Source organism: Curvibacter sp. AEP1-3, from assembly GCF_002163715.1.
In the GTDB taxonomy this organism is placed as follows: domain Bacteria; phylum Pseudomonadota; class Gammaproteobacteria; order Burkholderiales; family Burkholderiaceae_C; genus Allorhodoferax.
In genome coordinates, this window is sequence record NZ_CP015698.1 from 406,258 (window position 1) to 417,925 (window position 11,668).

Below are 11,668 nucleotides of genomic sequence, written 5' to 3' on the forward strand. Positions count from 1 at the left end.
GAAAGACACGCGTTGGGGCTTGTCTACAATCCCGCGCAACCCTGCATTCTATGAAAACTGTCAACAAGTCCGTCCTGATCTGGTACACCCCTGCCGAAATGTATGCTTTGGTGACGGATGTCGCGAGGTATCCCCAGTTTCTGCCGTGGTGTGATCATGCCCGGGTGCTCGAGCAGGATGTGGCCGGCATGACGGCCGAAGTAGGCATTTCGTTTAGCGGGATCCGGCAGACATTCACCACTCGCAACGATCATTTGGATGCCCAGCGTATCGGCATGCAACTTGTCAAAGGACCTTTCTCCAAACTGGACGGTGAATGGTTGTTTGCGGCTGTGGGTGATGGCAGCCAACGTGCGTGCAGAGTGAGCCTTTCGTTGAATTACGGTTTCGAAAATGCCACACTCGGAAAGTTGGTCGGACCTGTATTTGACAAAATCGCGGCGAATTTGGTGGATGCATTCGTCAAGCGGGCACAGCAGGTCTATGGCGACTGAGGCGACGTTGACGCCGGACGGCACGCTGTCAGTGACGGTGTTTTACGCTCCTGGATCGCGTCAAATCGAGCAGTGTCAGCTGTCGATGAAAACCGGTGCCCTGGTGGCAGAGGCGATTGTTGACAGTCAGTTGTTGAAAGCCCTGCCTGCGGACGTGGTTGACGCTTTGGTCGTGAGTGTCTGGGGGCGGAAGGCAGGCTTCAAGGACAGATTGCGGAATGGCGATCGCATTGAAATTCTCCGCGATCTGAGGGTAGATCCCAAAGTAGCCCGCAGAGAGCGTTTCGCGAAACAAGGGGCAAAGTCAGCAGGCTTGTTTGCGCGGCGCCGGGTCGGCGGCAAGGCCGGATACTGACGCTCTTTGCGGTTTGACAAATTCCGCTATTTGCAGTCAGCGTCGATGACGCCTTGAATACGCTGTGCCTCAGCTGCTCGGGCTGCGTCGTCCAAAAACTCGCGCTCACCTGAAGCATTCGTACGGGATATACGGGCGCCTGAATCGAACGTTGCCTTGGCCTGCCGCGCCAATTTGCAGTTGTCGGCTTTGGCTTTGGCAACCTTCTCTTCCTCAGCTTTTTTCTTCGCCGCTTCAGCTGCTTCAGCCTGCTTTTTCTTCGCATCCAGGGTTTTGTCTACCCCCGCGTCTTTCGGCAGGGCAGGCACCGCCTCTGGGGAAGTTGCACTGGTGGTTGCCGCCTCAGTGCCTACTGAAGGCCCAGAAGGTTTACTGCCAGCGGGGCGTTTCAGGATGTTTTTCTCAGGTACATCAGGTCCGGGTCCCCGGTCGCTGAATATCTTTCTTCCATCCTTGTCTATCCACTGCCACTGAGCAACGGCGCTGAGTGAGGCGATGGTCAAAGTGATCGCAATGAGGGGCTTGATCAGTTTCATGGTCCAAGTTTAGCGCTTTGGATGGACGACGCGCCGGATGGCGCGGGTACAATTCGCTTTTTGGAGCTTTGACATGCGCCTTCTCGGCAAAGCGCTGACCTTCGACGATGTGTTGTTGGTACCAGCGTTCTCCCAAGTCCTGCCTAAGGACACCAGCCTCGCCACCCGTTTTTCCCGCAATATCGCACTGAATCTGCCGCTGGTGTCCGCCGCGATGGATACGGTGACCGAAGCCCGCCTGGCAATCGCCATCGCGCAAGAGGGTGGTATGGGCATCGTTCACAAAAACCTTACTCCCGCCGAACAGGCCGCGCAAGTGGCAAAGGTCAAGCGCTATGAGTCCGGATTGCTGCGGGACCCAGTGGTTATCACGCCTGAAACCACCGTTCGCCAAGTCATGGCGCTGTCAGACCAGTTGGGTGTATCCGGTTTCCCCGTTTGCGATGGCGGTAAAGTCGTCGGGATCGTGACTGGTCGCGACCTTCGTTTCGAAACCCGTTACGACCAGACCGTGCGTGAAATCATGACTCCCCGTGAGCGCCTGATCACCGTTCCCGATGGCACCACGCCCGAAGCTGCAAAAGCGCTGCTGAACAAGCACAAGCTCGAGCGCCTGCTGGTCGTCAATGACGCTTTTGAGCTCAAGGGGCTGATTACCGTTAAGGACATTACCAAGCAGTTGAACTTCCCCAACGCCGCTCGCGATGCCACAGGACGTTTGCGCGTGGGTGCTGCAGTCGGTGTAGGCGAAGGTACAGAAGCTCGCGTGGAAGCGCTCGTTGCTGCCGGGGTAGACGCAATCGTGGTGGACACGGCGCACGGACACAGCAAAGGTGTGATCGACCGGGTACGTTGGGTCAAACAGAACTTTCCTCAAGTGGACGTGGTGGGTGGCAATATTGCCACTGGAGCCGCAGCGCTTGCCTTGGTGGAGGCTGGAGCTGACGCTGTCAAAGTCGGTATCGGCCCTGGTTCGATTTGTACAACGCGGATAGTGGCTGGCGTTGGCGTGCCTCAAATCATGGCCGTAGACAGTGTTGCAACAGCTTTGCGCGGGACTGGCGTACCTTTGATTGCTGATGGTGGCATCCGCTATAGCGGCGATATTGCAAAGGCAATTGCCGCTGGAGCCAGCACGGTGATGATGGGGGGCATGTTCGCAGGAACTGAGGAAGCCCCTGGCGAAGTTATTCTTTACCAAGGCCGTAGCTACAAGAGCTATCGTGGAATGGGCAGTATCGGCGCCATGCAACAGGGAAGCGCAGACCGCTATTTCCAGGAGTCCAGCACAGGTAATCCCAACGCCGACAAATTGGTGCCCGAGGGTATCGAAGGTCGTGTTCCCTACAAGGGCTCGATGGTGGCGATCGTGTTCCAAATGGCTGGAGGCATCCGGGCCAGCATGGGCTATTGCGGTTGCGCGACGATTGCCGACATGCAAGACAAGGCAGAGTTTGTAGAGATTACGACTGCCGGCATCCGCGAAAGCCATGTGCACGATGTGCAGATTACCAAAGAAGCCCCCAACTACCGCGCTGACTGATATCGCACGCTCATGCACCAAAAAATATTGATTCTTGATTTCGGTTCTCAAGTCACTCAGCTGATCGCGCGCCGGGTCCGCGAAGCCCATGTCTTTTGTGAAGTGCATCCCTGTGACGTCACAGATGAGTGGGTTAAATCCTATGCGTCAGACGGGAATCTAAAGGGTGTGATCCTGTCCGGAAGCCATGCGAGCGTTTACGAAGAAGCTACGGACAAGGCACCGCAGGCAGTGTTTGAGCTGGGCATACCCGTGCTGGGGATCTGCTATGGAATGCAGACAATGGCCCAGCAATTGGGCGGCAAGGTAGAAGCCGGACATACCCGTGAGTTTGGTGCCGCACAAGTTCGGGCACATGGCCGCACCAAGCTCTTGGACGGTATTCAAGACGGGACCAATGCTGAAGGTCATGGCTTGCTGGATGTCTGGATGAGCCACGGTGACAAGGTCACAGAAATGCCACCCGGCTTTTCTTTGATGGCGTCCAATCCGTCTTGTCCTATTGCGGGCATGGCAGACGAAGCGCGCCGATTTTATGCCGTGCAATTTCACCCGGAAGTGACTCACACCCGTAAAGGGCAGGAATTGCTGGAACGCTTTGTTCTGGGGATTTGTGACGCTCGTCCAGACTGGATCATGGGTGACTACATCGCTGAGGCAGTGCAGAAGATACGGGAACAGGTCGGTGATGAAGAGGTCATTCTGGGTCTTAGTGGCGGTGTTGATTCGTCCGTAGCGGCCGCCCTGATTCACCGGGCCATAGGCGACCAATTGACATGCGTGTTTGTTGACCATGGTCTACTTCGATTGAACGAAGGCGATATGGTCATGGACATGTTTGTTGGAAAACTGCATGCCAAAGTGATACGTGTGGATGCGTCTGACCAGTTCTTAGGCCACCTTTCAGGTGTCAGTGATCCGGAAGCCAAGCGAAAAATCATCGGCCGTGAGTTTGTCGAGGTTTTCAAAGCAGAAGCTGCACGACTGACGGCTGCCGGTGAAAGCAAAAATGGTGCGAAATGGCTTGCACAAGGCACCATTTATCCGGACGTCATTGAATCCGGCGGAGCCAAGAGCAAAAAAGCAGTCACCATCAAGAGTCACCATAACGTAGGTGGCTTGCCGGAACAGTTGGGCTTGAAGCTCCTCGAACCACTTCGTGAACTTTTCAAAGACGAGGTGCGTGAACTGGGTGTCGCACTTGGCCTGCCTGCCGATATGGTGTATCGCCATCCTTTCCCGGGGCCCGGACTGGGGGTTCGCATTCTGGGCGCTGTGAAGAAGGAATATGCCGATCTGTTGCGTCGCGCAGATGCAATTTTTATTGAAGAGCTCCGCAAAACTCCTTACGAGGGTGCAACTTTGCCAGGAGCTAACCCCAGGAAGCCGCCAAAAACCTGGTATGACGCAGTGTCTCAGGCCTTCACCGTTTTTCTGCCGGTCAAGAGCGTTGGTGTGATGGGGGATGGTCGTACTTACGACTATGTTGTCGCCTTGCGAGCGGTTCAAACCAGTGATTTCATGACCGCCGACTGGGCGGAACTTCCGTACAGCCTGTTGAAGACCGTGTCAGGACGAATCATCAACGAGGTTCGTGGCATCAACAGGGTGACTTATGACGTGAGCAGCAAGCCTCCTGCCACTATTGAGTGGGAGTGATGTTTCTGTATTTAACGCGTGTTAGGTAAGAAGCGGACATCTAGGGACTACCCCTGATGTCCGTTTTTCATTTGGCTTTCGATCGCAGCTTGGTGCACAATGTTTCCATGAGTACTGGGAATCTGTTGGAACCACATGCAGACGCTGATGCACTTCAGTTTTTGGATGATGACGCAGTTATCGGCTTTGAAAAAGAGCTGACCTGGCGACTCTTGATTGTTGACGATGAGCCCGACGTCCACAGGGCAACGACCTTCGCGTTGGCAGGTGTCCTGATTCTGGGGCGTCAATTAGAGTTCTTGCATGCCTACTCTGCGGCTGAGGCAGCCAACATCCTTCGTTCGGAGGCTGACGTAGCCATCGTGCTTCTTGATGTGGTGATGGAGCGCGAGGACGCTGGACTGGCGTTGATAAAAACCATACGCAAGGAATTGAAACTAACGGATTTACGCATTATTTTGCGTACAGGGCAGCCCGGATACGCACCTGAAATCGAGACCATTCATGATTTCGATATCAACGACTACAAGACGAAGTCCGAGCTGACACGGACCAAGCTTTACGCCACCGTCACTGCGGCATTGCGCGCGTATGAGCAGATCCGGAAGCTTGACGAGATGGCGTTCTACGACCGGCTTTCATGTCTGCCCAACCGGAACAAGTTTATTGATATCAGTGACGAGAGGTTGGCTAACGCATCCCTGAGCAACGAGATGATGGCTATTCTTGATATCGATGACTTTTCGGAAATCAACGATGCGCTTGGCCATCAGCAGGGCGATCGATTGCTTCAAGCGGTTGCAGACCGATTGAAGTTGGAGCTGGGACCTGATGCCGTATTGGCGAGGATCGGTAGCGATACATTCGGTTTGATGGGTCCGGCTGAAGTGGTTGATCCGCTCCGCGTGTTGGCATTGTTCCGTACGCCCTTCCTCGTACAGGACGATGCCATGGTGGTCACGGCGACCATGGGGCTAACTAGCTTGTTTTCGGGTGGCGTCTGTGGTCGGGATGCTTTGAAGGATGCCAATATCGCGCTCAAGCGCGCCAAGAAAAGCAGGCGAGGCAGCTTTGTTTTCTTTTCAGCTGAAATGGGCTCTGACATACGAGAGCGAGTCCGGTTGCTTCAGAGTCTTCGCAGTGCGGTAGAAAGTGAGCGGCTTTTCATCGTTTACCAGCCTCAGATTGATCTCGTTTCGGGTGCCGTAATCGGAATGGAGGCGTTGATCCGCTGGCGTAATGAGGACGGCACATTTGTGCCTCCTGACCGGTTTATTCCACTCGCAGAGGCTTCGGGAATGATAGTGGCGATAGGCGATTGGGTGCTCAGAATGGCATGCCATGAATTGGTCAGGTTGCAGGGATTGGGACTCGGCGACGTAAGAATGTCCGTGAATGTTTCGCAGATTCAGTTTCGCCACCCAGAGTTCCTGGATAAACTAAATGCGGCATTGCTGGATACTCGAATCAGCCCCAGTTGCCTCGAGTTGGAAATCACCGAATCTGTGGCGATGGAAGACGCCGAGTTCATGCTGGAGACCTTGCATGGAGTACGTCAACTTGGCATCTCTATTGCCATTGACGACTTTGGTACTGGATATTCTTCGCTCAGTCAGCTCCGTCAGTTACCCATTGACCGTCTGAAAATTGACCGCGCTTTCGTGTCGGAGTTGGGTGGCGATGTTTTGGGTGGTCATATTGCTTCGATGGTGATTGAATTGGGACGCAATCTTCAGCTCAAAGTCATTGCGGAAGGTATTGAGACTCCTGAGCAGGCGTTGCGTCTCAAAGATCTGGGTTGTCACGAGGGTCAAGGGTATCTTTATGCCAAGCCTATGACTTCACCCTTGTTAAAAGAGTGGCTACAAGCCCGCGGTGCTTTTGCTTCAATCTGACGAATATTTCATGTCGCTTGCCATGGAGCAAGCGATCGAGGCAGAGTTGGCTGGCGAGGTACCAGTCGGTGCAGTCGTAGTGAAAGGTGGTCAAGTTATCGCGAAGGGGCGCAACAGGACCATTGAATGGAATGATCCCAGCGCCCATGCAGAAGTAGTAGCGCTCAAAGAAGCGGCAAGAGTCTGTGGCACGCACCGACTATCTGGACTTCAGCTATTCGTAACTCTTGAGCCATGTGCTATGTGCAGTGGCGCGATTTTCCACGGCCGGATAGAGCGTGTTGTGTTTGGTGCTGCCGATCCCAAAACAGGTTGCGCGGGGTCTGTATTGAATTTGTTTGCGGTGGACAAGCTCAATCATCACGCCGAGGTATCGGGTGGCGTGCTTTCACAGGAGTGCTCTGACATCCTGGTGCGTTTTTTTGAACGTAGCCGTGCAAGAAAAATCGCATCCTCAATTCCATTGAGAGAGGATACGCTTCGTACGTCAGAATCCCGTTTCACAGGTTTATTGTCTAGCAACTTGCCCAGCCATTTCCATTTAGGGCGCGAAGGCTTCAGGTTGCACTATCGAGATGTCCACCCTGCAATCTCACGTAAAACCGTGCTTTGTCTTCATGAGTTCCCGTATTGGTCTGAGCAGTTTGTTTCACTGGTTTCGAAATTTGAGTCTGCAGGATGGCGAACCATTTGCCCAGATCTCATTGGGTGTGGACTGAGTGACAAGCCCAAGAAAGCTGCATGGCATAACGATAGGGCGCATGCCAGGGTACTCGGCGATTTGCTTTCCCATTTGAACATGATCCCCCAAACCATCATTGCATTAGGCTCAAGCGCAAACATAGCCTCAACGTTGGTTCAATCGACTGACTGGGCCGCAACAAAACTCGTGCATTTGGATCGCTGCGATGATGAGGATTCCTATCGTGACACCGGTATAGCCCATTCTGTGAAGACAACGATCGGACCAGGGCGGGCGGGAGAACGGCATTTTCTGGCAGATTTAAGCCCCACTCAGTATCGAGTTGCAACGGCCCCGTTTCCGGACGCCGGGCATACAGCCATCTTTAAGGGTAGGTTGCATAGTTCGTTTGCTCATAAACATAACGACGGGTTTATTTGTTTACTCCGTCCGGTCAGTTCTAACCGTTTTGAGTTAGGCGAGGAAGTCGAAGAGGCGCTTTTTCGTATGGTCGAACAGGGATAATGGGCGAGTGAAGAAATCTGTTTATATCTACTCTCCATCGGGCGCAGTTCGGGACAAAGCTGCATTCAAGCGAGGCGTCCGGCGACTCCAAGCCCTGGGCTATGAAGTCGAAGTGGATTCGGACGCTTTATCGAGTCATATGCGATTCGCTGGCGATGATGAATTACGCTTGAGGGCTATTTCGCGGGCGTGTGAAAGTCGGGCAGACATTGCCCTGATTAGCAGGGGAGGGTATGGAATCACCCGGATACTTGGGCAGATTAACTATGCGGATGTAGCAAAGGCGATCGATCTCGGCACATCTTTTGTTGGCATCAGTGATTTCACAGCATTCCAAGCAGCCGTTTTTGCAAAGACAGGACGTATCACTTGGGCCGGTCCCGCACTTTGTGAAGGCTTTGGGGTGCCTGTTACACAGGACTCACAGCCGGACGACATCATGGAAGACTGCTTCAATGACTTGATGTTGGGGCAGGGGGAGGGCGCAGGTTGGCGTCAGGATAGATCTGGATTTTGTCCACCTGAAGATGTCCAGCTTGCAAGTGATTCAGTCGTTTGGGGCGGGAACCTTTGCGTGCTTTCCACCTTGATTGGTACAGAATTCTTACCAAGCATTGACGGAGGAATTTTGTTCCTCGAAGATATTGCCGAGCATCCGTATCGCATAGAGCGCATGTTGACGCAACTTTTGTATTCGGGTGTCTTGAGTCGTCAAAGAGCCATACTTTTAGGACAGTTCACCGGTTATAAGTTGGGGGCCCATGACAAGGGATTCAAGTTTTCGACGGTGATCGAGTGGCTTAGATCTCGAGTCAACGTTCCAATACTGACCAACTTGCCGTATGGGCATGTCCAAACGAAAGTGTTGATTCCATTTGGGAAGAAATCCGACCTTGCTGTGTCGGGCAGAGATGCAATGCTTTTCTGGGGGCACTAGATTTGGTTAGCGTTTTAACATCCCAGACTTGGCGGTCAACGTACTCGGTACCAGACCTACAAAAAGTTCACTGATAGCGGCTAATTTTTCCCGAGCCAACGCTTCGCCGTCGAAACTCGCAATGGCTGCGAGTACATCTCCTCGCAAGTACCAGAGGTCTTGGATATCGTCCGCATAAGTCACCCGGAGCTGGATGACTGGAAATTGGGTGGATGCTGAGCTGCCCATGGCGCGCAACATTGCTTCGCGTATTTCTTGGATTGAACTTGGAGAGGCTCCGCCTCTTTCAGAAGAGTTGCCCCTGAACAGGGTCTGTATTCCATTCATGAAACTAGATGATGTCCAACGCATATTTCCTGCTTTTTAGTTTCGCCAGACGATAGAGAAAGTCGCTCTCGTGCGCAATAGGGTTACGCCTGAGCCTGTTATCACTTTGCAACATTCAAGTCGCCTTAGCGTCTGTTTGTTGAGGATAGCCAAAGGTCATGAACATTACGTGACGGCAAACACTTAAGCATCATTCAGGCCATGTCTATGCAATAAACTGCGGCCTGATAGTCAAAGTTTCGGAAAGAGTTGATGGGCGTTCAATCCACTGTTGTATTTACGGATCTCCATGGGAGCACCGCTGTTTTTGGTGCGCTTGGAAACGTCCGTGCTACCGAAACCATCACCGCTATCACCTCCTGGATTGCGAATTTGTCGCAATCTTTCGGGGGGCGGTTGGTCAAGACTCTGGGTGATGGTGTGATGGTGGTGTTTGCCGAAAACGCGAAAGCTATAGACTTTGTCGTTGAAGCGCAGAGGGCGCACTCCAAAGGACAGCATCGCCAGAGTAGCGATGTTCGTTTACCGATCAGAATCGGCATTGCCAAGGGAGAGATCGAGGAACTGGCAGGTGATTGCTACGGTGACGCAGTCAATGTGGCTGCAAGACTTTGTGATCTTTGTGGCCCCAATCAGATTTGGGCCAGTGATTCTGTAGTCGATTCAGTATCGCTCGCGCGTGGTGTGTCTACTCGTTCTCTCGGGCCCATACATATACGTGGACGGGTTGAGGCTTGCGGTGTGTACCAGATTGAGTGGCGTGAGGAAGAGCCCTCAGACTTTTTGACAATGCAGGCTCAATTGGTCACTGATTTCGGGAACGAGCGTGATGTGTTGGGCAAGGAGGTTTGCCTGCGTTGGGGCGAAACCGTGGCATCGTTTAGATCGTATGAATTGCCAGTGCAGATCGGCCGAGTCAAGTCCGCGGAGTTTGTCGTTTCAGATCCCCGTGTATCCCGTAACCATGCCAAGTTGGTTTGGCGAAATGGCGGAGTTATTTTGGTCGACTTAAGTACCTATGGGACATGGGTTCGTTTTTCGGATGATGCTCCCGGTGATATTTTGCTTAGACGCGAGGAGTGTGTGTTACACGGAAGTGGTCAGTTGGCCCTTGGAGCATCATTTTCCGACTCAACGGTTCCGACTGTCCAATTCGAAATCCGCTAATTTATTTTCGATGTAACTTAACATAATATACATCGTATAAATTAGCTACCAGGCACCTTTAGGTCGTCGTGCCCGTATAAAGGCCGCAATGATGGCTGCGGATTCCTCTTTCTTTACTTGCTGGGCAAACTCCAAAGCCCCTAGACCCTTGTCATTCTTTAAGCCGGGATCTGCACCGGCTTCCAGCAAAAGCTTTACCGCGGAACTATTCCCATACATTGCGGCCATCATCAACGGCGTTGTCCCGTTGGGAGAAGTCGCATCCACATAGGCGAATTGATCCAACAAATACTGCATAACGGCAATATGTGCATTCGTCGCTGCATAGTGCAATGGAGTCCATCCGGGCTTATTTACATCAGCGTCCAGTACGACCAATGCTTCACAGAGTGCCAGATCACCGGCAAAGGCTGCAAGCATCAGGGCGCTTTCATCCTGAGGGCTGCGAGCTTCCACCTTGAGTTCCGGATGCGCCAAGAGAAGCTTCACAATCTTCGGCGCTGGTGCCTTGATAGAAACCAACAGTGCCGGCAAGCCACGGGGATTGACTGTGTTGGGATCAAAACCACGCTGCAACAACGATTCAACGACGACCGCGTTGTCCTTGTCTATGGCGAGAAAAAAGTCTTCATAGGATCCAGCTCTACAGATAGAAAATCCAATAAAAACATAGGTAAAAACCAGAAACTTAATGTAATTTCTCATGTCTCTACCTTGAATAAATCCTCAAAGTTCCGGCTGGTAACGGACGCAATATCTCCAATGGAACAGTCTCTGATCCGGGCAAGTTCTTGTGCGACGAAGGGCACATAGGATGGATTGTTGGTCTTCCCGCGGTGGGGCACTGGAGCCAAATAGGGACTATCCGTCTCGATCAACAGGCGATCGAGGGGAACCATGGCAACAACATCCCGGATGCTCTGCGCTGACTTGAAGGTGACAATTCCAGAGAAAGAAATGTAGAAGCCCAGGTCCAATGCACGGCGGGCCACCAAGGTATCTTCAGTAAAACAATGGAACACGCCACCGGCGCTCCGGCTATCTCCGCACTCACCCTCCTCCTTGAGCAACCTAAGGGTGTCCTCAGATGCATTTCGCGTGTGGATAACCAGCGGTTTACCCAATTGGCGCGCTGCTCTGATGTGGAGTCTGAAGCGCTCACGCTGCCATTCCATATCAGCAATGTTTCTGTCGCCGAGACGGTAGTAGTCCAGACCCGTTTCGCCAATCGCAATTACCTTGGGAAGTGAGCCGAGAGACAACAGCGTTTCCAGGTCCGGTTCCCTGACCCCTTCGTTGTCAGGATGTACGCCTGCGCTAGCCCAGATGTGCGGAACGGAAAGCGCAAATGAATGAACAGCTTCAAACTCTTCCAGAGTCGTGCAAATACACAAAGCACGGTCCACTTTGGCGGCCCGCATTGCTTCGGAAATACTGGGCCAACTGAGTGCCAGCTCAGGAAAAGTAAGGTGGCAATGGGAGTCTGTAAACATGCGGTACCCGATGTGATCTCGGGTGCATGCATAGGAACGGAGTCGCAGGCAGTCC

General features: G+C 52.9%; 12 protein-coding genes. 8 read left to right on the forward strand and 4 right to left on the reverse strand.

Annotated elements, in window-relative coordinates:
• The first annotated feature begins 50 nt into the window (after nt 1-50).
• Both AEP_RS01845 and AEP_RS01850 read left to right on the forward strand, forming a co-directional pair.
• Nucleotides 51-494 carry a type II toxin-antitoxin system RatA family toxin gene (locus AEP_RS01845; protein ID WP_087493813.1) on the forward strand — a complete coding sequence of 148 codons (444 nt, stop codon included), beginning with the start codon at nt 51-53 and terminating at the stop codon, nt 492-494.
• Entirely contained in the window at nt 484-849 is a 366-nt protein-coding gene (locus tag AEP_RS01850; protein WP_087493814.1) for an RnfH family protein, read from the forward strand. Before AEP_RS01845 ends, AEP_RS01850 begins: the two co-directional genes overlap by 11 nt.
• Nucleotides 850-875: 26 nt before the next feature.
• Here AEP_RS01850 and AEP_RS01855 read toward each other — a convergent pair whose 3' ends face one another.
• Complete coding sequence (locus AEP_RS01855) at nt 876-1,385, reverse strand: DUF4124 domain-containing protein (protein WP_087493815.1); 510 nt, start codon at nt 1,383-1,385, stop codon at nt 876-878.
• 73 nt (nt 1,386-1,458) lie between these two features.
• Between AEP_RS01855 and guaB the strand changes: the two genes are divergently transcribed.
• Genes guaB through AEP_RS01880 form a run of 5 tightly spaced genes read left to right on the forward strand, consistent with a single transcriptional unit; the run spans nt 1,459 to nt 8,626 of the window.
• Nucleotides 1,459-2,928 (forward strand): IMP dehydrogenase, encoded by a 1,470-nt coding sequence (guaB, locus tag AEP_RS01860; protein ID WP_087493816.1) that lies wholly within the window; start codon nt 1,459-1,461, stop codon nt 2,926-2,928.
• A 12-nt stretch (nt 2,929-2,940) separates the two neighbouring features.
• Nucleotides 2,941-4,587, forward strand: coding sequence for a glutamine-hydrolyzing GMP synthase (gene guaA, locus AEP_RS01865; RefSeq protein WP_087493817.1), 1,647 nt, complete (start codon nt 2,941-2,943; stop codon nt 4,585-4,587).
• Between the two features lie 56 nt (nt 4,588-4,643).
• Nucleotides 4,644-6,482, forward strand: a complete 1,839-nt coding sequence (locus tag AEP_RS01870) for a putative bifunctional diguanylate cyclase/phosphodiesterase (protein ID WP_232459904.1) — start codon at nt 4,644-4,646, stop codon at nt 6,480-6,482.
• A gap of 10 nt (nt 6,483-6,492) precedes the next feature.
• On the forward strand, nt 6,493-7,689 hold the full coding sequence (gene tadA / locus AEP_RS01875; protein ID WP_087493818.1) for a tRNA adenosine(34) deaminase TadA: 1,197 nt from the start codon (nt 6,493-6,495) through the stop codon (nt 7,687-7,689).
• A gap of 7 nt (nt 7,690-7,696) precedes the next feature.
• Nucleotides 7,697-8,626 carry an LD-carboxypeptidase gene (locus tag AEP_RS01880; protein WP_087493819.1) on the forward strand — a complete coding sequence of 310 codons (930 nt, stop codon included), beginning with the start codon at nt 7,697-7,699 and terminating at the stop codon, nt 8,624-8,626.
• 6 nt (nt 8,627-8,632) lie between these two features.
• Here the strand turns inward: AEP_RS01880 and AEP_RS01885 are convergent, their stop codons facing one another.
• Nucleotides 8,633-8,977 carry a hypothetical protein gene (locus AEP_RS01885; RefSeq protein ID WP_157673007.1) on the reverse strand — a complete coding sequence of 115 codons (345 nt, stop codon included), beginning with the start codon at nt 8,975-8,977 and terminating at the stop codon, nt 8,633-8,635.
• A 228-nt stretch (nt 8,978-9,205) separates the two neighbouring features.
• Between AEP_RS01885 and AEP_RS01890 the strand changes: the two genes are divergently transcribed.
• Entirely contained in the window at nt 9,206-10,120 is a 915-nt protein-coding gene (locus tag AEP_RS01890) for an adenylate/guanylate cyclase domain-containing protein (RefSeq protein ID WP_087493821.1), read from the forward strand.
• Between the two features lie 45 nt (nt 10,121-10,165).
• On the opposite strand, the gene AEP_RS01895 is transcribed toward AEP_RS01890, so the two are convergent.
• Both AEP_RS01895 and AEP_RS01900 read right to left on the reverse strand, forming a co-directional pair.
• Nucleotides 10,166-10,825, reverse strand: coding sequence for an ankyrin repeat domain-containing protein (locus AEP_RS01895; RefSeq protein ID WP_087493822.1), 660 nt, complete (start codon nt 10,823-10,825; stop codon nt 10,166-10,168).
• Entirely contained in the window at nt 10,822-11,613 is a 792-nt protein-coding gene (locus AEP_RS01900; protein WP_087493823.1) for a TatD family hydrolase, read from the reverse strand. The genes AEP_RS01895 and AEP_RS01900 overlap by 4 nt, the downstream gene beginning before the upstream one ends.
• Between the last annotated feature and the right edge of the window lie 55 nt (nt 11,614-11,668).